The following is a 26,953-nucleotide window of genomic DNA, read 5'->3' as shown; positions in this document are numbered from 1 at the left end:
GGAGTCCAACCCCGCTATGATTGAACTGTTGCCGGTGTTCATTTACTTTTTCGCGGTCATTGACCCGATAGGTACCCTCCCCGTGTTTATCGCCGCCACCGATCAGCAACCTGCTGCCGCCCGGAGAAAAGTGGCACTCATTGCCGTGCTGGTCGCCACGCTGGTGCTGTTGTTTTTTGTCATTGCCGGTGAGGTCATTCTGGACGCCATGCAAATTCCGTTGCCTGCGTTTCAGATAGCCGGGGGCATCGTACTGTTTTTGTTTGCCCTGAGTATGATATTCGGCGAAGGGAAACCAGAGCATGAAATTAAGCTGGCCGGGGGCGTTCACGAAACCGCCATATTTCCGGTGGCCGTGCCGTCGATTGCCAGCCCGGGGGCAATGCTGGCCGCCGTGATGCTGACTAAAAACAATGTCTATACCTTATGGGAACAAACCCAGACCGCGTTGGTGATGCTAAGCGTACTGCTGATTACTCTGATGTTATTACTGGCCGCGAATCTGATCATCCGTGTGATTGGCAAAACTGGCGCCAGTGTTATCAGTCGCGTGATGGGCCTTATCCTGGCCTCTCTGGCCACGGCTAACGCCCTGGCGGGCATTAAGGATTACTTTTCATTGTAATTTTTATGTTCATCTGAGGATGGACGATCCTGCTTCCACAGATCACCAATGAGCGGGTCGTCCAGCTCTTCCTTTCCTTCCCATGCATAGCGTTTACGCACGGGTTTAGGATCTTTTCTCCAGCCCCAGACAGCGGCAATCACGCCACCTACGGCACCGAAGAAATGTGCTTCATAGGAAATGTCCGGATCGCGGGGAAAAATACTCATTACCATGCCGCCATAAAGGAAAAACGCTATCATCACGAGTGCCACGGAGCGTGCATCACGGCGCATGATAGACACGGTAAACAAAAAGAAAAATAAACCGTGGCTTACGCCGCTCGCGCCAAGATGCACAGCGTCCCGACCCATAAGCCATACACCAATGCCAGAACTTAGCCACACCGTAATCAATACTGCCCACCGGGTACGGGGGTAACCATAGCCCAGCGCGCTCCCCAGCACTATCAGAGACAAGGTATTATTAAACAGATGTTCATAGGAGCCATGCACCAGCGGCGCCGTGAAAATGCCGTACAGACGCTCAGCATGCAATGGCAGCACACCCAGCATGTTCAACGGCAAGTGAAAAAGTACCCCGGCAGACTGAATAACCCATAATACGGCTACTGCACAGACACTTACCCATATTGCTTGCTTTAAATTGTGATCCAGACTCGTTTGCACACACCCACGCCATAAATCAGCTATTAGAGTAACGTTGGTACGTATCGCGCTTTTGCAAGGGTCAGAGTTGCCGCCAGTCGGCGGGTTTGTCGATATCCCGGGCCGCTTCGGGATGGGCTACGGCAGCCACAGACTCCGGAGTGACCGTTATCGACTGCCTGATTGCGCTTCTTGCGCCCTCATCACCGGTGAGTTGGGTTAGTGTGGTAAACCAGCATTGCGGAAATATGGCAGGGACGCCCTGACGGCCTTCCCATTCACTCACTACCAGCGACTGAGGCGACCGTCGCGCGGCCTCAGTTAACCGCCGCAAAGACTGCTGACTGATTGCTGCCAGATCCCCCAGTACCACCAACAGATGCGAAGGCTGATATTGAGTAATACAGGTGGTGACTCCCAGTGCCAGTGAAGATCCCATACCCTGCGCCCAGTTGCTGTTTTCGACCAGATTAATACCGCTATCGGCGAAAGCCTGTGCAATGTCTGTATGCCAGGCGCCCGTCACCACGGTGACCGGTAGCGCTGACAGCGGTGCACAGGCTGCCACCACAGAACCTAACAAGGTTTGCCCTTCAGGGTGAGGGCTTAGCAGCTTATTCCCGCCGTATCGCGCGCTTTGTCCACCAGCCAATACCAGCGTGGCTAGGCGGAACGGCACGGTTTACCTTTCAGGGGTGCGGCACTCTGACCATGCAAGACAGCATGGGCCTGAGCGATCATCGACAAGGCAATTGATTCGGGTAATTCGCCGCCCAGAGCGAGACCCGCAGGGGCCTGTAAAGGCACAGTCAGGTCGGCCTCAGCAAGTGACGCCTGTGCCAGCACCTGGTCGCAACGGTGCATCGGGCCGAGCAATGCAAGGTAGCGCAGCGCGCCGGACTGAACCTGTGCTACCGCAGCCAGAGCACTGGCATCCATATGGACCTGATGGTGCATCACAATGATGGCATCTGCCGAGGTAAACCAGTCTGCTTCAGGTAAGGTTTCGGGCGCCAGGTCAGCGACGAGCTGGACGTCAGGAAAGTCACCGGCCCGGGCGTAGCGTGCTCTGACATCATTGACGGTAACTCGCCACCCGAGAGTACCGGCAATACGGGCGACGGGCTGAGCATCCACGCCACCGCCCAGAATAACCAGCGCCGGCGGGGGCGTGATAGTCTGCCAAAACCAGTTTGCGTCATCACTCGGGGCTTCGGTGTCGAGCACTGCTGCTTCTGCATCGGGGGATGTGAGCGCCTGGCCGTAGCGTACGCTTTCCCCCCGCTGCAACGCGCGTAATACCTTCTCAAGGTGCAAATACTGATTATTTGGTGTGACCGGCTGTAGTAACAGCGTGACTTCACCGCCACACCCAATGCCCAGACGCCATGCAATATCGCCCTCTTCCTGCATATCGTAAGTGACTGTTCTTGCTTGCCCCGTTTCCCAACAACGTCTGGCCTGATGCAGTATATCACTTTCCAGACAACCGCCACTTACCACGCCCAGCTGCTCGCCCTGGTCGCTGAACAGCATCATAGCGCCAGACTTTCGGTAGCTTGAGCCCTGTGTCCCTACGATGGTGGCCAGTAACCAGCGATGGGCCTCTTTCTGCGGCTCCCAGCGCGACAAGACATGGTATAGGTGATGTTTCATTAACGTTTACTCACTGACTGACTTAATGCCTGGATACCTTCGGTTAACCCTTCCAGGGTGAGCGGATACATACGCTCGTTCATCAGTTCGTTGATCACGCTGATTGACGCATAATAAGGCCAGTAATGCTGAGGCTGAGGGTTTAACCAGATGGCTTTGCCAAAATGATTAGTCAACCGTTGCATCCAGGCGCTGCCGGGCTCTTCATTCCAGTGTTCAACGCTGCCGCCCGGGTACGTAATTTCATACGGCCCCATGGTAGCATCGCCCACAAATATCAGTTTGTAATCAGGCCCGTACCGGTGAATGATATCCCATACCGGCACCCGCTCGCGGTCCCGGCGCTGGTTATCCTGCCAGACCTCTTCATACACACAGTTGTGAAAATAAAAATATTCGAGGTATTTAAACTCCGAATGCACAGCAGAGAATAACTCCTGGGTCGTTTTCACGTAGGGATCCATGGATCCGCCCACATCAAAAAACATCAGCACCTTCACTGCATTGTGCCGCTCCGGGGTCATGTGAATATCCAGCATGCCGCCTTTCCTGGCAGTTTCGCCGATGGTGGTCGTAATATCCAACTCTTCGCTGGCACCGGTGCGGGCAAATTTGCGCAGCTTGCGTAACGCCATTTTGATATTACGGGTACCCAGCTCTACATCGCTGGACAGATTTTTAAACTCCCGTTTATCCCACACTTTCACAGCAGAAAAGCGCCGGTTGCCGTCCTGACCAATCCGCACGCCCTCAGGGTTGTCGCCATAGGCACCAAACGGTGAGGTGCCACCGGTACCTATCCACTTATTGCCACCCTGATGACGCTTTTGCTGCTCTTCAAGCCGCTTGCGCAGCGTGTCCATTAACTTTTCCAGTCCGCCCATTGACTGTAACTGCGCTTTTTCCTCGGCTGTGAGAGTGCGTTCCAGCTGCTTTTTTAGCCAGTCTTCCGGAATGTCTTTGCCGAACAGATCAATTGACTCCACCCCTTCGAAATACTCGGCAAAGGCCCGATCGAATTTATCAAACTGACTTTCGTCTTTGACCAGTACAGTTCTGCTCAGGTAATAAAACGCCTCAGTGTCTGCCCACACGACGTGGTTCTTCATCGCGTTTAGCAAATCCAGTAATTCCCGTAAGCTGGTCTTAATCCGGTATTTGCGGAGGGTAAAGAAAAACTCGACTAACATTAGCGGCGAGCCATGAAGACCAGTTTCTCAAACAGGTGAATGTCCTGTTCGTTTTTAAGCAGCGCGCCATGCAACGGCGGTATGGTTTTTTTACCGTCCTTACTATGCAGCGCTTCCGGCGGAATATCTTCGGCCACCAGCAGTTTCAGCCAGTCGATAAGCTCAGAGGTCGAGGGCTTCTTTTTAAGTCCCGGCACTTCCCGTAACTCAAAAAACGCCGACATAGCTTCATCCAGCAGTTGCTTTTTAAGATTAGGAAAATGGACATTTACAATGTCCTGCATTTCCTCTGGCGTAGGAAAGGAGATGTAGTGAAAGAAGCAGCGGCGAAGAAACGCATCGGGCAATTCTTTTTCATTGTTGGACGTAATGATGACAATCGGCCGCTGTTTGGCAACCACCCGTTGCTGGGTTTCATAAACGAAAAATTCCATCTTATCCAGCTCCAACAACAGATCGTTGGGAAACTCGATATCAGCTTTGTCAATTTCATCAATCAGCAATACCGGGCGCTGGTCGGCCTCGAACGCCTGCCATAGTTTTCCCTTAATAATATAATTACTGATGTCATGCACCCGATCATCGCCCAGCTGTGAATCCCGCAGCCGGGATACCGCATCATATTCGTACAGTCCCTGCTGGGCTTTGGTGGTGGACTTGATATGCCAGGGGATCAACTCAGTGTTCAGACTGCGGGCCAGCTCTTCAGCAAGCATGGTCTTTCCTGTCCCCGGCTCGCCCTTAATCAGTAACGGGCGCTCCAGGGTAATAGCCGCATTCACTGCCAGCTGAAGCTCTTTGGTTGCAATGTAGTCTGAAGTTCCGGAAAACGCCATAGAAGATCCTTATGGTAAATCGTGGATAGTAACCGCCATATGAAAAAAATAACCATAACATATAGCGAAAAAACACTTTGCATTTTTACTTTTGACACCAATGATATAGGGGTATAAATAAAACCCCTAATCAAGGTTATTAATCGTAAACTATTATAACCTGCCATACTGGCTGAGAACATGTGGGTAACAGTAACGACAAGGATCAATCATGCAAGTATTTGACGACAATTCCCTGGCAATTGGCCGCACGCCGTTAGTGAAACTGAATCGCGTTACCTCTGGCAACGTTTACGCAAAAATGGAGTCACGCAACCCGAGCTTCAGTGTTAAGTGCCGAATCGGTGCCAACATGATCTGGGATGCAGAAAAGCGCGGTGTGCTGACTGAGGGTAAGGAAATTGTTGAGCCGACCAGTGGTAACACCGGTATCGCGCTGGCCTTTGTGGCGGCGTCACGAGGCTATAAGCTTACCCTGACTATGCCCAGCAGCATGAGTCTGGAGCGCAGAAAGCTGTTAAAAGCACTTGGTGCGAATTTAGTGCTTACTGAAGCACCTAAAGGCATGAAAGGTGCGGTAGCAGCGGCGCAGGAAATTGTGGATTCAGATCCGGAAAAATACGTACTGCTGCAACAATTTGATAACCCCGCTAACCCGGAAATTCACGTAAAAACTACCGGTCCGGAAATTTGGGAAGACACTGACGGCAAAATCGATGCCTTCGTAGCCGGTGTAGGAACCGGCGGTACGATTACCGGCGTAAGCCGTTACATCAAACAGACTCAGGGCAAAGCCATTACGTCTGTAGCCGTTGAACCCACTGACTCGCCCGTTATTACCCAGGCCAAAAACGGCGAAGAGCTTACTCCTGGCCCACACAAAATTCAGGGCATTGGTGCAGGTTTTATTCCTGGCAACCTTGACCTGGATATCGTGGATGAAGTGGAACAGGTAACCAACGAAGAGTGCATGGAAATGTGCCACCGTCTGATGAAAGAGGAAGGGATCCTGGCCGGCATTTCTTCGGGTGCGGCCGTGGTTGCAGCCAAACGTTATGCAGAACGTCCAGAAAACAAAGACAAGGTAGTGGTTGTGCTGCTCGCCAGTGCCACCGAGCGTTACCTGTCCAGCCCGCTATTTGCCGGTGCCTTCTCTGAGGACGAAGAAGTCCAGTAAGTACCAACAGTCATACCTGTTTACAAAAGCGAGGCACGTCCTCGCTTTTTTTTTGCCGATGCTTTTGCTAACTTACCGGCACTTGACCCTACCTGACTAACAACTTTCTGAGAAAACTCATGCGTGCTGTTAATTTTATACGTCTGCTGGGAATGCTTGCGCTGACCAGTGTGCTGCTGACTGGCTGTGGAAAAAAAGAAGAAGGTGTAGGCCGTTACGGTATGCTGGATGAAAACACCCCGGAGTATACGGCTGTGCGCTTTATGCGCAGTATTTATCTGGAGTCAGATATCGATGTGGCAGTGTCACTTAGCACCCCGCGTCTGGCCCGTGTGCTTAAAAAATACCACACCAACCGAAACGTGCAGCGCCACTTACTGAATTTGAAATACGACTCCGTAGCCATTACCCCGGAAAGCAGTAACAGCGTGGGTCGCTCTGAGTTTTCCGAGCAGGCTACCATCACGTTGTTTTTCACCGGCCATTACAATGACAATAAAATTGAAGACCTGCGCCGGGTAGATCTGATCAGGATGAATGGCGACTGGAAAGTCGAAAAAATTCACCCTGACCATTTCATGTAACCGGACTACTCACCCACGGCCTGCCCTTCCCGCCGTGGGTCAGCACCGCCAATAAGTTTGCCGTCCCGGATTTCTATTCCATGCAGGCCACTGTTCAGGTCGATTATCCGAACCCGATGACCTAACGCCTTAAGTGGGGCTTCTAATGCCTCCAGCGGAGTACCTTTTTCCAGTGCCGTGTAGTCGTTACGATTAGTAATTTTCGGCAGGTTAATGGCCTGCTGAATATTCAGATTGAAATCAATCACACCGATAAGCGTTTGCGCGACATAATCAATAATCCGACTGCCACCCGGCGACCCTACAACCAGTTCAAGCTCACCACTGTCGGCAAACACCATGGTCGGGCTCATTGCCGAACGGGGGCGCTTATAGGGCTCTACACGGTTTAGCACAGGCTCACCCCCCTTGTCGGGATTAAACGAAAAGTCGGTGAGTTGGTTGTTCAGCAAAAAGCCGTCCACCATTAACCCGGAACCAAACATAAACTCGATGCTGCTGGTCATAGAAACAGCATTACCCTGTTTATCGACAATAACAACGTGCGAGGTATTCGGTAACTCGAATGCTTGTCCGTCGGCCGTCTCACGGTTATACGGCTGACCGGCCTGCGCGGGTTGCCAGGCTTGCTGTGATCCTATCAGCTGGCTACGCTCAGATAGATATTCTTCGGCGATAAGCGCGTCGTAAGAAAGCTGCGTAAAATCCGTGTCCGCGATGTAACGGGCGCGATCGGCGTAGGTCAGCGCGCTTGCCTGGGCAAACAGATGGGCAAACTCTGCGGACTTGGGCGCCATACCGGCAAGCTCGAACCGTTCCAGCAATTTCAGGATCTGATACACATTCACGCCCCCTGAGCTGGGTGGCGCCATACCGCACACCTGCTTACTCCGGTAAGGTCCACATACCCCTTTACGCTTCTTTGCCTGGTAGCGGGCAAGATCATCCGTGGACATTTGCCCCGGGTTAATGGGTGCCTCATTTACCGTGGCAACAATTTTCTCGGCCAGCGGGCCTTCATACATGTACGCACTGCCCTGTTTGGCAATGGCAGTTAAGGTGTCAGCCAGTGGCTGATTCTTTTTTATGGTGCCAGCTTTAAGAGGCTCGCCATCAGGGCGAAAGTAAGCGGCGCTGGCAGGAAAGGTTTTTAAACCCGGGTGATAATCCAGAGCAATCAGCTTCTCAAGCCGGGGGGACACTTCAAACCCTTCAGACGCTGTGGTGATCGTTTCGTCAAACAATGCACGCCAGGGTAGCTGGCCGAATTCACCGTGGGCCATTTCCAGTGCTTTGAGCACACCGGGCACACCCACCGATTTACCGCCCACTACGGCGTCGCGCCAGGCCATTACCTCACCGTTTTGCATAAACCACTGCGGGTTTACAGCTCCCGGGGCTATCTCCCGGCCATCAAACGTGTGTAGTTCCTGGGCAGTGTTGTCCCAATACAGAATAAACGCGCCACCACCGATACCCGAAGATTGTGGTTCCACCAGCGTCAGCATGGCCTGAACAGCAATGGCCGCATCAATCGCACTACCGCCTTGCTGAATGATGTTACGGCCTGCGGCAGCCGCATAGGGATTAGCTGCCACCACCATATAGTCATCTGCGACCACCGCTTTTTTGTCGATATAGCCAGTTGCCGCTTCCGGCTCTCTGGCTTCACGCTGCGCTACGTCGGACTCCGTTCCGGAATACATACATGCACTAAGGGTTAATACACTCCCTGCTGCAACAGAACAAAACGTTCGTTTGGTTAATCTCATAAATCGCCGTTATTTAAATTTTTCAGGGTTAATGGGACGCTTATGCAAAAATGCATCAAATGCCTCCTGGGCTGCTGCTGTACTCATTGCTTCAATAAATACGTCCAGTTCTTCGTCCATCTGTTGTTGCACTGCATCGCTGTCATTTTTCATGAGCGACTTGGTGTGCAGCAGGGAATAGGCAGGTTTCGCCACCAGCTTGTCACACACAGCAGCAACGGTATCTGCCAGTGACTGCGCGTCACATACTTGTGTCACCAACCCGAAATGCGCTGCTTCAGTGGCATCGAAGGGTTCGCCAAGCATCAGCCACTCAGCGGCTTTTCGGTGGCCTGCCAGGTGCGGCAGCAAATAACTGGACGCATATTCAGGCACCAGCCCAAGGTTTATGAAAGGTAACACAAAACGTGTGCCCGACGCACAGTACACAAAGTCGCAATGTAGCAGCAACGTGGTGCCGATGCCTACCGCCATCCCATGCACCTGCGCCACCACGACTTTTTTGGTGTGCGCCAGCGCCCGCATAAACGCCGCAGTTTCTCCTACCTGAGCGCTGTCACCCTTGTCCACCGCAAAGTCGGCAATGTCATTACCGGCGGTAAAGCAGTCACCTTCCCCCTTTAGCAGTATCACTTTTACTGTGTCATTTTCGGCAACATTATTAATGGCTTCAGCCATCGCCTGATACATGTCACGGGTAAGCGCGTTTTTCTTGTCAGCGCGGGTTAATTCAAGCGTTAAAATGCCATTGTCCTGCTGTACGCGAACGTTGCTCATAGGGTCTCCTTGTTTATAATCACGATTCCTGCTTTACAAGCAAAATCGGTGTAGTTTCTGTATGATAGCCCTCAAATCGTGTTACTTAAAATAACTATCAATGATGATTACCCTGCCTCTCTCTGCGCGCCATAGCGTCGGTCCTCTGCTGGTTGCCTTGTTTGCTATAGCGCTGTTTATTGCTGAACCTTTTTCCGGCGACTGGTTGGCGTATCACCGCTTCGCTGTAGACGGCCTGGAAACCTGGCGCCTGCTAACCGGTAATCTGGTGCACACCAATGGCTATCACCTGCTGTTAAACCTTGCCGGACTCGCTCTGTTATGGCTGTTGCACGGTGAACATTACCGTATTGGCCGGTTTTTAAAAGTTTTCGGCTGGTGTTGTATGGGCACCAGTGCCGGCATCTACCTGTGTTCCTCTCATCTGATTTGGTATGCGGGTCTGTCTGGGGCACTGCATGGTATTTTCGTCTGGGGCGCGTGTATGGATATCCGGGCGGGTATGAAGTCTGGGTATCTCCTGCTTGCCGGGGTCACCGTAAAACTGGCGTATGAGCAACTGCTTGGCAGCAGTGACGGCGTAGCCTCGCTTATTGATGCCACGGTGGCCGTGGATGCTCACCTGTATGGCGCGTTAAGCGGCACCGTATTGTTCTTAACTATGTGGCTGTTGTCCAGAAAAAAATAGTCATTGCGGCGAAGGCCGCAACCTCCCCAACTGCCTGACTAATCCTAAACCAACCAGTTCGCGGTTATTGCAACAACGTGAGTAGCGGTAAGAGGTCCCGGCCTGCGCCGGGATGACGGGAGCTTTTCAGCGCCGGGATGACGGTGGTTTTTAACGCCGGGATGACGTTTGCTCGTACTTACAGGTTGGTTTCAAACAACTTGTAAATGCGGCGATACTCATCCAACCAGGAACTGGGCTGTACAAACCCGTGGGGCTCAACCGGATATATCGCAGTTTCAAAGTTTTCTTTTTCCAGCTCGATCAGGCGCTGCACCAGCCGAACACTGTCAACAAAGAACACATTGTCATCCACCATTGGGGCATTAATCAGTAACGCCGATTCCAGCCCCTCGGCATGGTAAATCGGTGAGCTACGGCGATACGCAATGGGATCCACATCCGGCGTATTCAGAATGTTGGACGTATAACCCCAGTTATAATGAGCCCAGTCGGTCACAGGACGTAATGCCGCCCCCGCCTGAAACAGGTCGGGATCGTTAAACAGCGCCATAAACGTCAGGAAGCCTCCGTAAGAACCGCCATAGGTGCCGATACGCTCACGATCAACATTCGCGTTGTCTACCAGCCAGTCGACGCCGTCACGCAAGTCCTGCACTTCCGGGGTGCCCATTTGACGGTAGATGGCGGTTCGCCAGTCGCGGCCATAACCGGCTGAGGCGCGAAAATCCATGTCCAGTACTACATACCCTTGCTGTACCAGCATACTGTGGAACATGAACTCCCGGAAATAGCCTGACCAACCCAAATGCGCGTTCTGCAGATAACCTGCACCGTGATTAAACACTACCGCTCGGCGTGGTTCGCCTGCCTCGTAATCTTCCGGTAAATAGACCCGTGCATATATGGGCTGGCTTGTATCCGAAGATGGAATGGCCACAACCTGAGGTACTGCCCAGGGCAATTCTTTAAAACGCTCACTGAGTGTGTCAGTAAGCTGGGTCGCACCCGCCTCGGGTGTCGCAGCCTGTAAGAACAGCTCGGGTGGCTGAGTGACTTTACTGTGAGTGAGCAACAATGACGACTCATCCGGGCTGAGGATGTAGTTGGTCATGCCGTTAAGATCGGTCAGCGCCTGCGAATCGCCTGTGGCGATGTTCACCCGATAAACTTCATACACACCTGGGTGCTTTTTGTTCGCCGTGTAATACAACCACTGGTCGTCGCGGGTGAGCGTAGGATTGTCGGTAATAAACTGACCGCTGGTAAGGGCACGGGGTGCCTGCCCTGGCTTTTGCACGTACATATGCGCATAGCCGGTGTGCTCCGACTGATAAAACAGCGTTTCACTGTTGTTCAGCCAGCCAAACTGATTGAAACGGTAGTTTACCCAGGCATCATCATGCAGGCGGTGCTGACTGACCAGTGTCTGGCTGTCAAAGTCCACCGTGGCTATCCAGCGGTCTTTGTTGTCCCAGGCCTCCAGCATGAGCGCAACCTGCTCTCCGTTGTTGTGCCAGCGAACCGCCGGCTCACTCCAGTACCAGCTGTCCAGCAGCCCAATGGCTCGGGGAAGGCGATTTACCTGATACGTCTCACCTCTGGCCCGTGCATTTTCAGCTTTTACTTCAGCCAACACATCTTCGTTGTAGCCGGGTAGCTGTACATACGACAATTCGGTTTTCGTCTGTGAAGACAAATCAACCAGCCACACAGTATCACTTTGCGGCTTGGCATCTGCGACCCGGCGGCGCACCTCTTTATTGTCAATGCGGCCGTCTTCCTGAATATAGTGCGGCATCACATCGCTGTCATCGCGCCAGGGCGTATCTTCAGTGGTCACAATAATGGCTGAGCGGCCATTCGGGGATACGCTTGCTGAGACCAGCCGGTGGTCCTCGCTGAAGTAAAATGTATCCGGTGCGACTGCGATGTTTGCTGCCGCTAACGCATCTTGTTCGTCGGCGCGCGCCTGGCGATCCCGACGGCGCTTAGCGATATACTCAATCAGCGTAATTTGTTCGCTGGCAATAAAATCTTTCGGCTCTGAAACGGCTTCGGGCTCTTCTGCAAAAGCCCAGCTTAACAGCTGCTCACGGCGGCCTGTGGTCAGGTCAATGGCCACAATGCGATTACCTGACTGCGCCATCAGACGGTTGTCAGTCATGAAACGCAGGTTTTCAAGGGATGCACCACCACGGGTGAGCTGCACGATTTCGCTGTCAGGGAAGATAACAAACACGCTGTCCTGGTAACGAAATGCCGTGTAGCGCCCATCATTACTCACGACCCGCTCATCGAAACGGTATTTGTGCAGATCGGCCATCGCCACCTTTTGAGGCTCGGCCTCACCGCCACTGCCCCGATAAAACACGTCGTGAAGTTCACTGTTTTCACGTTCACGCTCATACACAACCGCGCTGCCGTCAACCGACCAGCCTGCGTTTTCCGGCTGACGCCCAAGCCAGGCCGGATCGGCCATAATTTGTTCCAGTGTGATGGTAGTGCCCGTGTTGCCCGTTTTTTCGACCTGCGGTTTAACGGTAGCAGCGGGTGCACGGTTGTCGGCGGTTTGACTGGCACTGTCGGACGTCGTTGATGACGTGGCCATACAGGCAGTAAGGCTACCGGTCAGGCCGGCAGCAAGTAGCAATGTTGTTATTTTATTCATTATTACTCGTTGTTTAGGTTTTCTCAGTCGGTGTCATTATACGCATTGGCACTTCGTCATGGTCAAGGTTCATCGCCACAGAGAGGTGAGTCATCTTGTCAGTTGATTTTTTACTCAGCGAGGCGTTTACTATAGAGGCCCCCCACTTTCCGGTAAGGAATACACAATGAAACTACCTCTGATAGCCGCTTCGTTACTGCTGATGTCTGCCAGCGCCACTGCGAACAGCTGCCCAGACGTTCTGAAATTCATGAAACGCAAACTAAATTCGCAGGAAACAGTAAATTTATGCGAGGCGTATAGGGGGCATACCCTGCTGATTGTGAATACAGCAAGCTACTGTGGCTTCACGCCACAATTTGAAGGTCTGGAAGCCATATACGAAGAATACCGAGACAGAAAATTTACCATTCTCGGCTTTCCTTCTCACGAGTTTAATCAGGAGGCCAAGGACGAAGGGAAAACGGCTGAATTGTGTGAGCTTACCTATGGCGTTAAATTCCCCATGTTCGAACCCACTGATGTAAAAGGCGATGATGCCGACCCCCTGTACCGCATACTAACCGACGCCACGGGCGAGGCACCCGCATGGAATTTCAATAAGTACCTGGTAGATAAAAAAGGGAATATTCTTAAGCATTATCCGAGTAGCGTCACGCCCACAGACGACGTTCTGATTAACGATATAAAGAGTGCGTTGGCGATGTAACCCGAACTCCGGGCATAAAAAAGCCCCGCTAAATTAGCGGGGCAATCAAGCACACTCAACTTGGAACACACTTTAGCGTTACGGTATTGCCGAGGGCAATCTCGTTTTTGCTAACTGCATAGATTTAGTCCACGGGCGCAGTTGAGAGTTCAATAATTTTTTGTTCAGCGACGGATAATGTATGTTGTTGCTTCTCCGGATCCATCGCCAGACCCTCGGCATACACAAAGCGCAAATCTGAGAGCCCAATAAAATTGAAAAAATGGGTCAGGTACGCTGTCTGGGTGTCCATTTCCGTACCAGCATACTGGCCTCCCCGCGCTGCTAATACGGTAACGGGTTTATCTGCCAGTAAACCGACCGGTCCGGTGTCAGTATAGGCAAATGTTACACCGGCGCGGGCAACCCTGTCGATCCACGCTTTTAATACTGAAGGAATGCCAAAGTTATACATCGGCACACCCAGGACTACTTCATCGGCATTTTTTAATTCATCGATTAGCGTGTCAGAAAAAGTTGCCAGTTGCGTCTGCTCCTCTGAACGCTGCGCGGCGGATGTATTCCACGCCTGCATTTCTTCTGCCGATAAATGGGGCAGTTGGTCAGCATGCAGATCCCGCTCTGTTACCCGCACGGCGCCTGTACTCTGGCGGTTTGCCAGGTATTGGGCAACAAGTTTGTTTGAGTTGCTGACTGCCCCGTTCAGGCTGGATGTGATCGCTAAAATACTACGCATAATTGGTCTCCTCTATTCAGACCAGTATTTTATATTTCGCAAAAGCGAATATATATTTTTAATAAGCGATACATTCATTCTATTAAAACGAAAATTAGGGTGAAGCATTACATCTTAGTAATAAGCCTTTTAACATGATCTTCACAAATCACCGTACGTAAAGGATCGCGTAAGTTATATTCAACGAGGACACAATAATGCGACGGACCAAGACATTCTTTGCTCTATCAGCTATTACTCTCGCCTTAACAGGCTGCTCTTCTGATGACGACGATCCGATCACAGATAACCCCCCTCAGGAACCGGACTTTGCCAATGTTCGGGTGATCCACGCGTCTTCTGATGCACCCACTGTGAACATTACCGCGAATGACGAAATTCTTAACGGCCTGGAAGGCGTTGACTACCAGACCGCCTCCACGCAATTCGAAGTTCAGGCCGGTACCTATGATATTGGCGTAACAGCCAACCTGCCCGGCGATGACGAAGAGGTCCTGCAATCTGACCTGACCCTGCAAACTGACATGAATTATGAAATCTTCGCGGTGGGCAGTGTAGAAGATGACACCCTGGCATTGCTGCCTGTTTCCAATGCGGATAACGATGTGGCTGACGGTAATGCACAGGTTCAGATTGTTCACGCAGCATCTGCAGCGCCTACAGTCGATATCTATGTCACCGCACCTGACGCAGCCATTGCAGATGAACAGCCGCTGGTCACTGCCGCATTCATGGATGCCACAGATCCTATGGAGATGCCTGCAGGTGACTACCGTATCCGCATTACTGCGGCCGGAGAAACTGATGTGGTGTATGACTCAGGCACTGTGAACCTTGCTGACGGGGCGGATTTGATGGTAGCCGCCACCAATAGCGTAAGCCCGGGTGATTCGCCTGTCACCCTGGTAGTCGCAGACGGCGACACGTCTTTTAAATTATATGATGTTAATACCCCGGCGGCGCTACGTGTTGCGCACGCTATCAGTGGTGGCCCGGCGGTGGACGTTATCGCTAATAACGAAACCGTCCTGGTAGATGGTCTGCAATTTCCCCGCACCACCAGCTACATGAACGTCGCCGCAGATACTTACCTGATTGATGTGGTAGCGGATGCAGACAACAGCGTTGTGGTAACAGACGACAAAGAGCTCACGCTGGAAACAGGGATGTATTATACCGCCGTGGCAAACAATACGCTGGACATGCCCGAGCTGGACTTACTGACAGATATGCCTCGCTCGGTAGCCACCGAAGCCAAGGTACGTATTATTCATTCATCTCCGGCCACAGGAAATGTAGATATTTATGTTACCAGTGATGGTGAAATCAGTGACATTGACCCGACTTTCGCTGACGTGCCCTACTCCACTGAAGATTTAGCTGAAACCGGCTATGTCGGATTAGCAGAGGGTGATTATTTTGTCACGGTAACAGCAGCCGGCTCAAAAACCGCAGCCATAGAGACCGATATGCTGTCGCTGGAAAACGGGGGCGTATACACCGCCATCGCAGCGGATGGTGATATGGAAGGTGATTTGCCGCAACTGATATTGCTGGATGACCTGGCACCACCAGCGCCACCATTCAATGCCGACATGACGTATAACGTGACGTTAACCGGTAGCCAGGAAGTGCCAGTGGTTATGACAGACAACACCGCCACCGCCACAGTAGAAATTGATGAAGATATGCCGGCATTCCGGGTCACACTGGATGCGTCAATGCTATCCGGGCTGACTGGTGCCCACGTACACGACGGGGACATCGGTATGAACGGTGATGTAGCGTTCCCATTGACCGCTAACGGTGACGGCACCTTCATGCTGGAAGCCACCAACATTTCACCCAGCTCGCTGGAAGATTTGACCAGTGGTGAGTGGTACCTGAATGTGCACACGGAAGCCAACGCTTCCGGCGAAGTGCGCGGGCAGATTGTAGCCGACACCACCTCAGTGATCACCTTCCCCATCAGTGGCGAACAGTCCGTATTGCCGGTAACAACCGATGCCATGGGCTACGGGTACGCACTGTTTGATACCACCAGCAATGCAGTGAAATTAACAGCGGTAACCATGGACCTGGAAACCGCTACAGCTGCTCACATCCATACAGGCTTTGCTGGTGAAACCGGTGGCGTGGTTGCGCCGCTGATGGCCAGTGGTGAAGTATCGGGGACGTGGATGACAGACGGCTACATTTCGTTGGATGAAGAAACTGCGACCCGTCTGTTATCAGGAGGTCATTACACCAATTTCCACACACCAGAGTACCCGGACGGTGAAATTCGTGGCCAGATCACCCCTGACAACATTCAGGTGTATGGCATTACCGCAACCGGTGATCAGGAAGTGCCGATCGTAGACACCGCCGCTTACGGCTTTGGTGCGTTCACACTGAATACCGACACCGGTGCCTTATCGGGTAATGTAGACATTTTTGGAATGATGGCCACAGCAGCACACATTCATGCGGGTAACCTGGGTGAAAATGGTGATGTGGTATTGGGACTCGAAGATGACGGCGCCAATGGCTGGGGCGTACCAGACGAAACCATACTTACCGAACCGGAAATGGAAACTATGGCAGAAGGTGGTTTTTACACCAACTTCCATTCTACTGCTTTCCCAAGCGGTGAAATTCGCGGCCAGATTACCCTTGGTTTCGAGTAAGTGAGTTAGCTGATACACAAAAGGCCGGGTAACCGGCCTTTTTTATGTAGAGTATTTATTGCAACAGTGTCACCTAGCCCGCGCTCTGTCGCTATCAGCGTTGCGATACCTCTGACAATGCTGCTTCGAAATCACCCACCAAATCATCAATATCTTCAATCCCCACCGACACTCTGATCATAGACTCGGTGATCCCCATCTCCTCACGCCCTGCCTTGCCATTTTCATAAAAAATAGTGGGGGCTACCGGCAGCGCCAGGGTCCGGGTATCGCCAAGGTGGGTCGCGGTGATCACCAGGTTTAACGCATTTAAAAAAGCCACAGGATCGGCATCGCCTTGCAAATCCAGACTGAGGATAGCACCGTAGCCTTCCTGCAATAATTCTCGGGCAACAAAGTGCTGCGGATGATCACTCAGTCCAGGATAATAAACCCGTGCCACTGCCGGGTGGTTGTCCAGAAACGTGGCCAGCTTCATGGCATTGAAACACGCCCGTTGCATGCGCAAAGCAAGGGTTTCCATACCCACGGAGATCGCATGTGCCGCATCGGCTGACAGAGTGGCGCCCATATCACGCAGGCCTTTTTTCTTCATCTGGGTGAGGCCCCACTGATGGGGCTCAGCCACCTGATAAGCCGGGGCAATGTTGGGATAGCCTGTCCAGTCATACAAGCCAGTATCCACTACGGCACCACCGAGCACATTGCCGTGCCCGGCAATGTATTTGGTCAGTGAAGTCACAGTTAACGAGGCCCCCACATCTTTGCCATAAAACAGGGGCGGCGGCGTCATGGTGTTGTCCACGACTAACAGCACGTTGCGTTCGTTACAGTAGCGGCCGATGGCTTGCAGATCTGCCACCTGCGTAACCGGGTTGGCGACGGTTTCGGTATACACCATGCGCGTATTCGGCTGGTACACTTCACGAACGGCTTCTAGTGAGGTCACATCCACAAAGCTAATATGGATACCCAAATCCGCCAGTGTATTCATAAAACTACGGGTATTACCGAACAAATACTGACTGACAATGATGTGATCGCCGGCTTTTAACAGCGACAACAAAGTACTGCTGATTGCAGCCATACCAGTGGCATAACAGAGCGCGCCGGCACCGCCTTCCAGATCGTTGAGCATATTCTGTAATGCAGCTACCGAGGACGAGGACGAACGCCCGTAAACATGACCGGCTTTTTTGCCCTGAAAGACGTCGATGATGCCCTGGGCATCGTCAAACTCAAACAATACGGAATTGGTACGGCTGGCGTGTACTGCGCCATGTTCGGGTTTGTTGAGGATACGGTCGGCATGGACCTGACGGGTAGTAAATCCCTGCTTGCTCACGCGAGAGGCTCCGTTGTAATACAGTTTTGAGGATACTTGCCGGCAACCGTAGCATAAAATGCATAAATAGTTTGCATTTGTTCTTCGACATTATCTACCTGCGATAACACCGGCCCAAATACAATACATTTTTTACGATAGTCCAGCGCAATCAGCTGCACCGGGATCTGCGCCAGCTTTGCAATGTGCAGAAAGCCAGTTTTCCAAGGGTAGACTCCCTTGCGGGTGCCCTCCGGAGCCAGTGCCAGCACCATGGCTTCTTGTTTACGGATAGCGCTGGCAATTGCCTCAACTACCCCGTGAGCACGGCTGCGCTCGATAGGGATCCCGCCGAGGCGGCGCATGAGCCAGCCTAGCGGGGGGTAAAACAGGGTGTGTTTGCCGAAAAAAGACACCCGCAGGCGCAAGGCAAACAAAGCGAATAGCCCAATAAAAAAATCCCAGTTGGACGTATGCGGTGCTACAGCCAGTATGGCACGTGAGTCATTCACCAACTCCCCCTGTGCTGACCAGCCCCGCTGTCTGAAACCCCAGCTCGCCACTCGGGCCAGCCAGCGAGAGCCGCGCCTGGGCATAAGGTTGGGGACTATATGTTCTTCAAGCTGTTGCTTCATAGCGTAATATTGTAATTATTGTTGTTGCTAAGCATACTCAATTTTTACCCGAATTGCGTAACCTGATCTACCCTCTCCTGGCAGACCATGTGGCGGGTTAAGGACTTTGTATGTGTATTTTATTTATTGCTGTCAAGCAGCATGCTGATTATCCGTTAATTATCGCGGCCAACCGGGATGAGTTTTATGCCCGACCCACCCGTATTTCCCAATTCTGGGATAAGCCCCCGGATATGCTGGCGGGTAAAGACTTGCAGGCAGGCGGCACCTGGATGGGTGTGACCCGCAGTGGGCGGATTGCAGCGCTAACCAACATTCGCGCTGGCGGAGAGGTTAGTCAGGCGCGTACCCGCGGCGAACTGGTGGTAAATGCGCTCACACATACACAACCGGACGCGGTTTTCAGCGAACAGTTACAACGTCACCGTCACCAGTATAACGGCTATAATTTACTGTACGGGGATGTGATGAATTTGCAGGTCTATAACAACGCCAAAAACACACTTGTTCCGTTACAGCCCGGTATCCACGGATTATCTAACGCCCATCTGAATGCGCCCTGGCCGAAGGTTACCCGGGGCATGCAGGCGCTTACCCGTTATACCTGCCAGCATGAGTCGCTGTCCGTTGAGTCGTTGTTCACCTTGTTGCGAGACGACCATCAGGCGGCTGACCATGCCCTGCCAGATACCGGCATTGGGTACGAGTGGGAAAAGATGTTGTCATCTATCTTCATTACCTCGCCGAATTACGGAACCCGTGCCTCCACCCTGCTGATGGTGGATAGTACAGGCACGGTACAGTGGCATGAGCGTACTTTCAGTGATACCGGTATGCCTGACGCTGAACAGCACCACACCTTTACACTTGCAACCTCAGGCAGGTGACATAAATTCCGCCCCTGCCTCTCGTATTTTATTTCAGCAGTGGCATAATGCCGACCAGCCAATCTTTTTTTACACAACCTGAGGACGCACTGTGTTTGAAGTATTACCCCCACTCGCCCCCGATCCAATTCTAGGCCTGTCTGCAGCTTATCAGGAAGACAGCAATGCACATAAAATCGACCTGGGTGTCGGCGTTTATAAAGATGAACAAGGTAATACCCCTATTTTGAATGCGGTGGCTCAGGCCCAGAAGATTCTGCTGGAGCGCGAAACCTCGAAAACGTATATCACGCCGCAGGGAAATCAGGGCTATATCGACAATATGCTGTCGTTACTGTTGGGTGAAAAAAGCCCGGTGTTAATGGCTGACCGCGTTGCTGCGGTTCAGGCCCCTGGCGGTTGTGGCGCATTACGGATCTTGTCTGAGCTGCTGGTACGCTGTAACGAAAAGACTAAAGTCTGGGTAAGCGACCCGACCTGGGCTAACCATATTCCGCTCATTGGCTCTGCCGGTCTGCAAATTGAAACTTATCCCTACTTCGATAAAGACACCGCCGGGATCCGGTTTGATGCCATGCTGGACAGCCTGAAAAAAGTTGAGAAAGGCGACGTAGTACTGCTCCACGGCTGCTGTCATAACCCTACCGGTGCAGACCTGACGAAAGCGCAATGGGATGCCGTACTGGAAGTAGCGAAAGAACGTGAGTTTCTGCCGTTTCTCGACGTGGCTTACCTGGGCTTTGGCGACAGTCTCGAAGATGATGCTTACGGCGTACGTCTGATGGCAGAAAATCTGCCAGAAGTGATTATTGCGGCGTCTTGCAGTAAGAATTTTGGTTTATACCGTGAGCGGGTGGGTCTGGCGGCTATCGTTACTGCCGATACTAAAACCCGCAAGGTAGCTCAGGGACAAATTATGTCAGTGGCTCGGGGCATCTACTCCATGCCACCGAGCTATGGCGGCGCACTGGTCGACATTATTCTGTCAGACACCAGTCTGCGAAAAGACTGGGAAAGCGAAGTCAATGCCATGCGCAACCGCATGAAAACCCTGCGTGCCATGCTGGTCGACAAACTTCACGAAAATGGTGCCGATAAGGACTTTGGTTTTATCAACGAACAGAAAGGCATGTTCTCATTTTTGTGTATTTCGCCTGAACAGGTGCGGGAAGTACGTGAAAAGCACAGCGTGTACTTTGTTGAGTCCAGTCGCGTGAATATTGCGGGCATTAATCAACAGAACGTAGACACACTGGCAAAAGCCCTGGTGTCGGTGTTGTAACAATTATACCTGCGGCAGGGTAATCACACCCTGCAAAAAGGCAGTAAGTAAAAGGCCATGCTGGTGTCATCAGCATGGCCTTTTTCGTAACAAGCAGTTATGAGACTCAAAAGGTGCGTTACGCCGAAGCTAAGATCCGGTCCAGCGCATTGGCAAACTGTTGCTTGTCGCGCTGTGAAAATGCACTGGGACCGCCGGTACGCTCCCCGCTACTGCGTAGCGTATCCATAAAATCGCGCATGGTGAGCGCCGCGCGGATGGTCGACTTATCGTACTCATCGCCACGCGGATTCAGTGCCCGCGCCCCTTTTGCCAACAAATCTGATGCCAGCGGAATATCACTGGTAATAACCAGATCACCGGGGCTACAACGTTCCACAATTAAATCATCCGCCGCATCGAAGCCCGCTGCTACCCCCACAAAGTTGATATTGCTGTCGGGCGGGACGCGCATCGGATGATTGGCCACTAATGTCAGTGGGTGCCCGGTTCGCCGGGCGGCTTTAAACAGGATGTCTTTTACAACACCCGGGCAGGCGTCTGCATCTACCCAGATATGCATAGCGTTACTCTCTGAATGACTTTTACGCCAGCATACCACCATCCACTGTCACAGTGGAGCCAGTTGTGTAGCTTGACGCATCGGATACCAGGTACAGCACGGTACCTGCCATCTCATCAGGTTGCGCCACCCGCCCCAGCGGAATTTGTTTCAGAGCTTGCTTCAGAATAGTGTCATTGGAGGTAAGCGCTGACGCAAACTTGGTGTCGGTTAAGCCGGGCAATAACGCGTTTACGCGTATATTCAACGGCCCACATTCTTTAGCAAATGATTTGGTCATACTGATCACCGCCGCTTTGGTAATGGAGTAAATGCCCTGCATATTACCGGGGACGACGCCGTTGACTGACGCAGTATTCAGGATCACGCCACCGCCCTGCGCTTTCATCAGCTTTCCGGCTTCAACCGACATGAAGAAGTAGCCTCGAACGTTTACTTCTACCGTTTTATTGAATGCGGCCAAGTCAGTATCCAGTATGTGGCCGAAATACGGGTTTGCGGCGGCGTTATTTACCAGTATGTCCAGCTTGCCGTGCTCGGCCTGAATACGGGTAAAAATATCGCCGATCTGTTCCATGTCACCCACATGGCAGGCGTAGGCTGATGCTTTTCCCCCTGCGTCGCGAATGGCACTGGCCACCGCTTCACAGCCTTCCAGTTGACGACTGGACACAATCACATGGGCACCATGCTCGGCTAATAACCGGGCGATAGACTCACCTATTCCCCGGCTGGCACCGGTAACCAGCGCTACTTTCCCCGTTAAATCAAAAATATCACTCATTGTTCTACTCCTTTTTCAGGCCAGCATGCCGCCGTCCAGCACCACCGACTGTCCGGTCATAAATGACGACTCATCACTGCATAACCATGCCACTGCACCGGCTACTTCCTCAGGTTTGCCCAACCGCTTCATGGGGTTGGCGCCAACAATTTGCTTTTTGCCCCGCTCATCCATTTGCGCCAGTACGCCCTGTACCATTGGCGTGTCCACAAAACTCGGACAAACGGCATTAATGCGGATATTCATTCGCGCGTATTCCACGGCTGCTGAACGGGTCAGTCCTATAACCCCGTGTTTGCTGGCGCTATAGGCACTCACCGTCGGCGCTGAACGCAAACCGGCCACTGAGGCTACGTTTATGATCTGTCCATGGCCGTTGTTGAGCATATGCGCCAGTGCTGCTTTCATGCAGTACCAGGTACCGGCCAGATTTACTTCAACATTTTTAAGAAATACGGCGTCGTCCACCTGATGCATGGGCATAGGCGCATGGTCTATACCTGCATTATTGATAACCACATCAATAGGCTGGCGTTCTGCAGCGGCGCTGAACATGGTGCTGACCTGTGCAGGGTCGGCGACGTCGACCGGCAGCGCGTAAGCGCGACCGCCGGCGTCGTTAATTTGCGTGGCAACGTCTTCAGCCTGCGCCAACTGGCAATCTGCCACAGCCACCAGCGCCCCGCGCGCCCCAAGCAGCAAAGCACTGGCTTTACCAATGCCGGAACCGCCGCCAGTAATGAGAATGTGTTTATTGCTTACCGTGGCGCTCATTCGTCATTATGCTCCACTTTCAAAACCAGCTTGCCGAAGTTCTCGCCTTTAAACAGCATCATTAACGTATCCGGAAACGACTCCAGTCCGCTCTCTACATGCTCTTTCGCTTTTAGCTTACCCTCGGCTATCCAGCCAGCCATCTCTTTAGCCGCCTGACCATATTGCTTCACATTATCGAAAACCACGATACCTTCCATGCGTGCCCGGTTAACCAGTAGCGCCAGATAATTCGAGGGGCCTTTGACCGCTTCGGTATTGTTATACTGGCTGATCGCCCCACAGATGACGATGCGGGCCCGCAGGTTGATGCGGGTCAGTACTGTATCCAGAATATCTCCGCCTACGTTATCAAAATACACATCCACCCCATTCGGACAATGGGTTTTCAGGCCGTCTTTCACAGAACTATTTTTATAATCTATGGCACCGTCGAAGCCGAGTTCATCTACCAGGTAGTCGCATTTGTCTTTGCCCCCGGCAATACCGACCACCCGGCAGCCTTTCAGCTTAGCTATTTGACCAACCACAGAACCTACCGCACCCGCAGCGCCGGACACTACCACGGTCTCCCCGGCTTTTGGCTGCCCGGTGTTCAGCAACCCGAAATAAGCGGTCATCCCCGGCATGCCTAATACACCAAGGTAGCGCGGCAGCGGTGCCAGCGACGGGTCCACTTTATGGATCCCTTTAGCTGAGACCACGGCGTACTCCTGCACGCCGAAGTTACCGTACACCATATCACCGGCTGAAAAGCCTTCGGCGCGGGACTCAATCACTTCCGCCACAGTGCCGGCGCGCATCACTTCGCCAATTTGTACCGGCTCAATATACGACTTGCCTTCGTTCATCCAGCCACGCATTGCCGGGTCCAGCGAAATGTAGTGTATTTTTACCGCCAGTTCACCGTCGTTAACCTCGGGTAGCGATACCGATGCCAGCTTCCAGTTATCCTGTGTAGGTTCACCTACCGGTCGAGAAGCCAGTTGCCATTGTTTATATTGCATAGTGGTGTCCTTTTAGAAGTAGTTGGTTTGTATATCGTTACAGGTAGCGTCCTGTGTCTTCAAAATTCGAATGTCACGATCTGTCAGGGGGAGCTCCCAGAAAATGTAATAGTCAGCGGCTGCCAGCTTACCCTGATAAAAAGCCTGATCGTCTGCACTCAGGTTTTCCCCCTGCAATGCCGCCTCGGCAACCAGTGCCTGCCGAAGCCATATCCAGCTGACCACAGTACTGGCAAAGAGGTTCATAAAACATTGCGCATTGGTTAACAATACGCCGGCTTTATCCGACCTTATCTGGGCGGCACTGCTGCGGATAGCCGTTTCCAGCGCATCAAGATACGGCATGAGTGCGGCAACCATGGCCTGACACCGTTCGCCTTGAGCCTGTTTAATGTCGTCTTGTACGCATGTCATCAGTGTCTGCAGCCCTTGTCCGTCTGCCTGCCACAACTTTCGGGCCAGCAAATCCAGCGCCTGAATGCCATTGGTCCCCTCGTGAATAGGGTTAAGCCGGTTATCACGCCAACATTGCTCTACCGGGTATTCACGGGTATAGCCTGCACCGCCCAGTACCTGAATGGCCAAATCATTGGCTTTCGGACCAAACTCTGAGGGCCAGGCTTTAAATACCGGTGTCAGCAAATCCAGTAGCTGACTCAGGCGGATTTTTTCTTCTTCATCTTGCGCAGTATGAATGGCATCCATTAGCCGGCTGCCGTACAGGCATAACGCGATGCCCCCTTCCGTGTACGCCTTCTGGGCAAGCAACATGCGTTTCACGTCTCCATGGCAGATAATCGGGCTCGGTGGATCGTCCTGTGCCAGGAGAGGGGCGGCCCGACCCTGGGTACGCTCTTTTGCATAGTCCAGGGACAACCGGTAGCCCCGATATCCAATCATGGCGGCACCGAACCCAACACCAATCCGGGCTTCATTCATCATCATGAACATATAACGCAGTCCCTGGTGGGGTTCACCTACCAGATAACCATGACATGCATCGTTATCACCAAAGGAGAGCGCTGTAGACGTGGTCCCCCGGTATCCCATCTTATGAATTAGTCCGGCCAGACTGACATCATTGTGTTGAGCTGGTTTACCTTGTTGGTCGAGCCGGAATTTGGGCACCACAAATAAGGAAATGCCTTTTACGCCTGGTGGCCCGCCGGGGATTTTAGCCAGCACCAGATGCACGATATTGTCAGACAGTTCATGCTCTCCGGCACTGATATACAACTTGCTGCCTTTAATTCTGTAGCTACCGTCGTCTGCCTGTGCAGCTCGGGTGCGAATGTCGGTTAATGATGAGCCTGCATGAGGCTCAGTGAGTGCCATAGTGCCGGTAAACTCACCGGATAACATGGCCGGCAGGTACTGACGTTTAAGCGCATCGCTGGCAAAGTGCTTAATCACATTCGCGGCCGCAGCAGTCAGAAATGGATAGGCCGTGGTAGCCGGGTTTGCCGCCATAAAATACCCTGCGCAGGCACTCATCACGGTTTCCGGAAGTTGCATGCCGCCGTCTTCGAAATCAAACCGGCCGGCAATGAATCCGGCATGGCGGTAGTGGTCGAACGCGGCTTTCACATCCGCAATCATGCTTACCCGCTTGCCGTCGAACACCGGTTCCTGACTGTCAGCCTTGCTGTTGTGCGGCAGAAACGCATCTTCGGCTATTTTTTCTGCAGTGTTTAACGTGGCATCAAAGATGTCTTTGGAATGGTCCTGAAAGCGTGGATGTGCGCACAGCGCTTCGACATCCAGCACTTCATAGAGCTGAAATTCCAGCTCACGACGGGGGATAAGTAATTCAGCCATAGCCATACTCGTGGTGACAAAATGTTAATCCATTGTGGCACAGACCTGGGCATGGCATGATTGTCGTAATTGACACAATTATGGTGAAAACCGCCATCTATTAATGCCACTACTGGCAGGTGTATAAAATTTGCTGATGAACTCCCCTTCCCGCCCTTTTTCCGTGACTCTGCTTGGGTTTGATGCTGCATTGTCTTCCACGATTACCGGGGCCATGGACTTGTTCGCGTTGGCGGGAGTGAGCTGGCAGCGGATCCATCAACAACCAGTCACGCCTTTTTTCAGTGTGCAGTTAGCCACCCTGCATGGCCACCCCGTGACTACGGTTAATCAGCTTAAGTTGCATGCACACTGTGCGTTGCAGGATGTTGAGCACACAGATTTGCTTGTGGTACCTACCATTGGCGGCGATCTGAACGAAATATTAACGGCCACACGTCCCCTGCACGCCCATATCCACAGGCTATGGCAGGGTGGCGCAGATATCGCCGCGAACTGCACCGGTACTTTTTTACTGGCCGAGACCGGCATACTCAATCACAAAGTCGCCACCACCCATTGGGGATACGCTCGACAGTTCCGGGAAAGATATCCTGAGGTTAACCTGCAGCCGGCCAAAATGGTGACTCAGCAGGACAATGTCTATTGTGCCGGCGGCGGCATGGCCTGGTTTGATCTCACGCTGTTACTCATTGAGCGCTACTGTGGTCATCAGGTAGCCAGTGACACCGCTAAGTCCCATGTACTGGATCTGAGCCGCCCCCGGCAAACCATTTACGCGGGCAGCAGGCAACACAAATTCCATCAGGACACCGATATTCTGAATATACAGAATTATATGGAGCAGCATTTTACCGAAGCACTGACGCTGACCGGCTTAGCTCACCAACATAATATGACCCCGCGCACCCTTATTCGCCGTTTTAAACAGGCGTGCGGAATAACGCCACTCCACTATCTTCAGGCTTTACGCCTTGAACAGGCACGAAAATACCTGGAAGTATCCACGATGTCCCTCGATACCATAGTCACCGCTGTGGGCTATGAAGATGTCAGCTCATTTTCGCGCCTGTTCAAGCGCCACACCGGTCTCGCGCCGTCACAATATCGCAGTCAGTACGCCAAACGCTAATTATGTAAAAA

25 protein-coding genes are annotated in these 26,953 nt (G+C 52.4%); 9 read left to right on the top strand and 16 right to left on the bottom strand.

Annotation, left to right across the window (positions count from 1 at the left end; genetic code table 11):
• Positions 1 to 16 precede the first annotated feature (16 nt).
• Positions 17 to 625 (top strand): MarC family protein, encoded by a 609-nt coding sequence (locus OCL06_RS05440; RefSeq protein ID WP_262992728.1) that lies wholly within the window; start codon positions 17 to 19, stop codon positions 623 to 625.
• Here OCL06_RS05440 and OCL06_RS05435 read toward each other — a convergent pair.
• From OCL06_RS05435 to OCL06_RS05415, 5 genes are all read right to left on the bottom strand, one after another.
• Complete coding sequence (locus OCL06_RS05435) at positions 610 to 1,293, bottom strand: rhomboid family intramembrane serine protease (RefSeq protein WP_262992727.1); 684 nt, start codon at positions 1,291 to 1,293, stop codon at positions 610 to 612. The two genes, OCL06_RS05440 and OCL06_RS05435, sit on opposite strands and share 16 nt — an antisense overlap.
• Before the next feature lie 61 nt (positions 1,294 to 1,354).
• Entirely contained in the window at positions 1,355 to 1,951 is a 597-nt protein-coding gene (locus OCL06_RS05430) for a nucleotidyltransferase family protein (RefSeq protein WP_262992726.1), read from the bottom strand.
• A complete protein-coding gene (locus OCL06_RS05425; protein WP_262992725.1) occupies positions 1,936 to 2,928 on the bottom strand; it encodes an XdhC family protein in 993 nt (330 codons plus the stop codon). The genes OCL06_RS05430 and OCL06_RS05425 overlap by 16 nt, the downstream gene beginning before the upstream one ends.
• Positions 2,928 to 4,118 carry a vWA domain-containing protein gene (locus tag OCL06_RS05420; RefSeq protein ID WP_262992724.1) on the bottom strand — a complete coding sequence of 397 codons (1,191 nt, stop codon included), beginning with the start codon at positions 4,116 to 4,118 and terminating at the stop codon, positions 2,928 to 2,930. Before OCL06_RS05420 ends, OCL06_RS05425 begins: the two co-directional genes overlap by 1 nt.
• The gene (locus OCL06_RS05415; RefSeq protein WP_262992723.1) at positions 4,118 to 4,954 is read right to left on the bottom strand and encodes an AAA family ATPase; all 837 of its coding nucleotides are present in this window, start codon (positions 4,952 to 4,954) and stop codon (positions 4,118 to 4,120) included. Before OCL06_RS05415 ends, OCL06_RS05420 begins: the two co-directional genes overlap by 1 nt.
• Before the next feature lie 211 nt (positions 4,955 to 5,165).
• Between OCL06_RS05415 and cysK the strand changes: the two genes are divergently transcribed.
• Both cysK and OCL06_RS05405 read left to right on the top strand, forming a co-directional pair.
• Positions 5,166 to 6,131 (top strand): cysteine synthase A, encoded by a 966-nt coding sequence (cysK, locus tag OCL06_RS05410; RefSeq protein ID WP_262992722.1) that lies wholly within the window; start codon positions 5,166 to 5,168, stop codon positions 6,129 to 6,131.
• Between the two features lie 119 nt (positions 6,132 to 6,250).
• Positions 6,251 to 6,715: a nuclear transport factor 2 family protein gene (locus OCL06_RS05405; protein ID WP_262992721.1), complete on the top strand. Its 465-nt coding sequence runs from the start codon at positions 6,251 to 6,253 to the stop codon at positions 6,713 to 6,715.
• A gap of 5 nt (positions 6,716 to 6,720) precedes the next feature.
• On the opposite strand, the gene ggt is transcribed toward OCL06_RS05405, so the two are convergent.
• Positions 6,721 to 8,421 (bottom strand): gamma-glutamyltransferase, encoded by a 1,701-nt coding sequence (gene ggt, locus OCL06_RS05400; RefSeq protein ID WP_262992720.1) that lies wholly within the window; start codon positions 8,419 to 8,421, stop codon positions 6,721 to 6,723.
• A 75-nt stretch (positions 8,422 to 8,496) separates the two neighbouring features.
• Positions 8,497 to 9,264 (bottom strand): enoyl-CoA hydratase, encoded by a 768-nt coding sequence (locus OCL06_RS05395; RefSeq protein WP_262992719.1) that lies wholly within the window; start codon positions 9,262 to 9,264, stop codon positions 8,497 to 8,499.
• 103 nt (positions 9,265 to 9,367) lie between these two features.
• Between OCL06_RS05395 and rrtA the strand changes: the two genes are divergently transcribed.
• Positions 9,368 to 9,952: a rhombosortase gene (gene rrtA / locus OCL06_RS05390; RefSeq protein ID WP_262993114.1), complete on the top strand. Its 585-nt coding sequence runs from the start codon at positions 9,368 to 9,370 to the stop codon at positions 9,950 to 9,952.
• 178 nt (positions 9,953 to 10,130) lie between these two features.
• Here the strand turns inward: rrtA and OCL06_RS05385 are convergent, their stop codons facing one another.
• A complete protein-coding gene (locus OCL06_RS05385) occupies positions 10,131 to 12,623 on the bottom strand; it encodes a S9 family peptidase (protein ID WP_262992718.1) in 2,493 nt (830 codons plus the stop codon).
• Between the two features lie 166 nt (positions 12,624 to 12,789).
• Here OCL06_RS05385 and OCL06_RS05380 point away from each other — a divergent pair, with 166 nt between their 5' ends.
• Positions 12,790 to 13,332 carry a glutathione peroxidase gene (locus OCL06_RS05380; RefSeq protein WP_373318445.1) on the top strand — a complete coding sequence of 181 codons (543 nt, stop codon included), beginning with the start codon at positions 12,790 to 12,792 and terminating at the stop codon, positions 13,330 to 13,332.
• A 124-nt stretch (positions 13,333 to 13,456) separates the two neighbouring features.
• On the opposite strand, the gene OCL06_RS05375 is transcribed toward OCL06_RS05380, so the two are convergent.
• A complete protein-coding gene (locus OCL06_RS05375; protein ID WP_262992717.1) occupies positions 13,457 to 14,068 on the bottom strand; it encodes an FMN-dependent NADH-azoreductase in 612 nt (203 codons plus the stop codon).
• Between the two features lie 197 nt (positions 14,069 to 14,265).
• On the opposite strand from OCL06_RS05375, the gene OCL06_RS05370 reads away from it, so the two are divergent.
• Positions 14,266 to 16,737, top strand: coding sequence for a CHRD domain-containing protein (locus OCL06_RS05370; protein ID WP_262992716.1), 2,472 nt, complete (start codon positions 14,266 to 14,268; stop codon positions 16,735 to 16,737).
• 94 nt (positions 16,738 to 16,831) lie between these two features.
• On the opposite strand, the gene OCL06_RS05365 is transcribed toward OCL06_RS05370, so the two are convergent.
• Positions 16,832 to 18,082 (bottom strand): cystathionine gamma-synthase family protein, encoded by a 1,251-nt coding sequence (locus OCL06_RS05365; RefSeq protein ID WP_262992715.1) that lies wholly within the window; start codon positions 18,080 to 18,082, stop codon positions 16,832 to 16,834.
• Positions 18,079 to 18,696, bottom strand: coding sequence for a lysophospholipid acyltransferase family protein (locus tag OCL06_RS05360; RefSeq protein WP_262992714.1), 618 nt, complete (start codon positions 18,694 to 18,696; stop codon positions 18,079 to 18,081). The genes OCL06_RS05365 and OCL06_RS05360 overlap by 4 nt, the downstream gene beginning before the upstream one ends.
• Before the next feature lie 110 nt (positions 18,697 to 18,806).
• Between OCL06_RS05360 and OCL06_RS05355 the strand changes: the two genes are divergently transcribed.
• Positions 18,807 to 19,583 (top strand): NRDE family protein, encoded by a 777-nt coding sequence (locus tag OCL06_RS05355; protein ID WP_262992713.1) that lies wholly within the window; start codon positions 18,807 to 18,809, stop codon positions 19,581 to 19,583.
• 91 nt (positions 19,584 to 19,674) lie between these two features.
• Positions 19,675 to 20,865, top strand: coding sequence for an amino acid aminotransferase (locus OCL06_RS05350; RefSeq protein WP_262992712.1), 1,191 nt, complete (start codon positions 19,675 to 19,677; stop codon positions 20,863 to 20,865).
• Positions 20,866 to 20,983: 118 nt separating this feature from the next.
• On the opposite strand, the gene OCL06_RS05345 is transcribed toward OCL06_RS05350, so the two are convergent.
• The 5 genes from OCL06_RS05345 to OCL06_RS05325 are packed head-to-tail and all read right to left on the bottom strand — an operon-like array spanning position 20,984 to position 25,810.
• The gene (locus tag OCL06_RS05345) at positions 20,984 to 21,427 is read right to left on the bottom strand and encodes a YaiI/YqxD family protein (protein WP_262992711.1); all 444 of its coding nucleotides are present in this window, start codon (positions 21,425 to 21,427) and stop codon (positions 20,984 to 20,986) included.
• 22 nt (positions 21,428 to 21,449) lie between these two features.
• Entirely contained in the window at positions 21,450 to 22,211 is a 762-nt protein-coding gene (locus OCL06_RS05340) for an SDR family oxidoreductase (RefSeq protein WP_262992710.1), read from the bottom strand.
• Between the two features lie 15 nt (positions 22,212 to 22,226).
• Entirely contained in the window at positions 22,227 to 22,985 is a 759-nt protein-coding gene (locus OCL06_RS05335; protein ID WP_262992709.1) for an SDR family NAD(P)-dependent oxidoreductase, read from the bottom strand.
• Positions 22,982 to 23,992: an NADP-dependent oxidoreductase gene (locus tag OCL06_RS05330; RefSeq protein ID WP_262992708.1), complete on the bottom strand. Its 1,011-nt coding sequence runs from the start codon at positions 23,990 to 23,992 to the stop codon at positions 22,982 to 22,984. The genes OCL06_RS05335 and OCL06_RS05330 overlap by 4 nt, the downstream gene beginning before the upstream one ends.
• Positions 23,993 to 24,004: 12 nt before the next feature.
• Positions 24,005 to 25,810 carry an acyl-CoA dehydrogenase gene (locus OCL06_RS05325; protein WP_262992707.1) on the bottom strand — a complete coding sequence of 602 codons (1,806 nt, stop codon included), beginning with the start codon at positions 25,808 to 25,810 and terminating at the stop codon, positions 24,005 to 24,007.
• 136 nt (positions 25,811 to 25,946) lie between these two features.
• Here OCL06_RS05325 and OCL06_RS05320 point away from each other — a divergent pair, with 136 nt between their 5' ends.
• A complete protein-coding gene (locus tag OCL06_RS05320; protein WP_262992706.1) occupies positions 25,947 to 26,942 on the top strand; it encodes a GlxA family transcriptional regulator in 996 nt (331 codons plus the stop codon).
• The last annotated feature ends 11 nt before the right edge of the window (positions 26,943 to 26,953 follow it).

It is taken from the genome of Alteromonas salexigens, from assembly GCF_025628895.1.
In the GTDB taxonomy this organism is placed as follows: Bacteria; Pseudomonadota; Gammaproteobacteria; order Enterobacterales; family Alteromonadaceae; genus Alteromonas; species Alteromonas salexigens.
Note: the sequence above shows the minus strand (reverse complement) of the source record. Positions and strands in the feature narration are given on the sequence as shown.

What these genes read in the sequence shown, in the direction of transcription:
- OCL06_RS05320 (WP_262992706.1), top strand. Translation starts at nt 25,947, where the DNA reads ATGAACTCCCCTTCCCGCCCTTTTTCCGTGACTCTGCTTGGGTTTGAT.
- OCL06_RS05335 (WP_262992709.1), bottom strand. Translation starts at nt 22,985, where the DNA reads ATGAGCGCCACGGTAAGCAATAAACACATTCTCATTACTGGCGGCGGT.
- OCL06_RS05425 (WP_262992725.1), bottom strand. Translation starts at nt 2,928, where the DNA reads ATGAAACATCACCTATACCATGTCTTGTCGCGCTGGGAGCCGCAGAAA.
- OCL06_RS05360 (WP_262992714.1), bottom strand. Translation starts at nt 18,696, where the DNA reads ATGAAGCAACAGCTTGAAGAACATATAGTCCCCAACCTTATGCCCAGG.
- ggt (WP_262992720.1), bottom strand. Translation starts at nt 8,421, where the DNA reads ATGTATTCCGGAACGGAGTCCGACGTAGCGCAGCGTGAAGCCAGAGAG.
- cysK (WP_262992722.1), top strand. Translation starts at nt 5,166, where the DNA reads ATGCAAGTATTTGACGACAATTCCCTGGCAATTGGCCGCACGCCGTTA.
- rrtA (WP_262993114.1), top strand. Translation starts at nt 9,368, where the DNA reads ATGATTACCCTGCCTCTCTCTGCGCGCCATAGCGTCGGTCCTCTGCTG.
- OCL06_RS05370 (WP_262992716.1), top strand. Translation starts at nt 14,266, where the DNA reads ATGCGACGGACCAAGACATTCTTTGCTCTATCAGCTATTACTCTCGCC.
- OCL06_RS05355 (WP_262992713.1), top strand. Translation starts at nt 18,807, where the DNA reads ATGTGTATTTTATTTATTGCTGTCAAGCAGCATGCTGATTATCCGTTA.
- OCL06_RS05415 (WP_262992723.1), bottom strand. Translation starts at nt 4,954, where the DNA reads ATGGCGTTTTCCGGAACTTCAGACTACATTGCAACCAAAGAGCTTCAG.
- OCL06_RS05395 (WP_262992719.1), bottom strand. Translation starts at nt 9,264, where the DNA reads ATGAGCAACGTTCGCGTACAGCAGGACAATGGCATTTTAACGCTTGAA.
- OCL06_RS05340 (WP_262992710.1), bottom strand. Translation starts at nt 22,211, where the DNA reads ATGAGTGATATTTTTGATTTAACGGGGAAAGTAGCGCTGGTTACCGGT.
- OCL06_RS05385 (WP_262992718.1), bottom strand. Translation starts at nt 12,623, where the DNA reads ATGAATAAAATAACAACATTGCTACTTGCTGCCGGCCTGACCGGTAGC.
- OCL06_RS05375 (WP_262992717.1), bottom strand. Translation starts at nt 14,068, where the DNA reads ATGCGTAGTATTTTAGCGATCACATCCAGCCTGAACGGGGCAGTCAGC.
- OCL06_RS05380 (WP_373318445.1), top strand. Translation starts at nt 12,790, where the DNA reads ATGAAACTACCTCTGATAGCCGCTTCGTTACTGCTGATGTCTGCCAGC.
- OCL06_RS05420 (WP_262992724.1), bottom strand. Translation starts at nt 4,118, where the DNA reads ATGTTAGTCGAGTTTTTCTTTACCCTCCGCAAATACCGGATTAAGACC.
- OCL06_RS05440 (WP_262992728.1), top strand. Translation starts at nt 17, where the DNA reads ATGATTGAACTGTTGCCGGTGTTCATTTACTTTTTCGCGGTCATTGAC.
- OCL06_RS05405 (WP_262992721.1), top strand. Translation starts at nt 6,251, where the DNA reads ATGCGTGCTGTTAATTTTATACGTCTGCTGGGAATGCTTGCGCTGACC.
- OCL06_RS05330 (WP_262992708.1), bottom strand. Translation starts at nt 23,992, where the DNA reads ATGCAATATAAACAATGGCAACTGGCTTCTCGACCGGTAGGTGAACCT.
- OCL06_RS05325 (WP_262992707.1), bottom strand. Translation starts at nt 25,810, where the DNA reads ATGGCTGAATTACTTATCCCCCGTCGTGAGCTGGAATTTCAGCTCTAT.
- OCL06_RS05345 (WP_262992711.1), bottom strand. Translation starts at nt 21,427, where the DNA reads ATGCATATCTGGGTAGATGCAGACGCCTGCCCGGGTGTTGTAAAAGAC.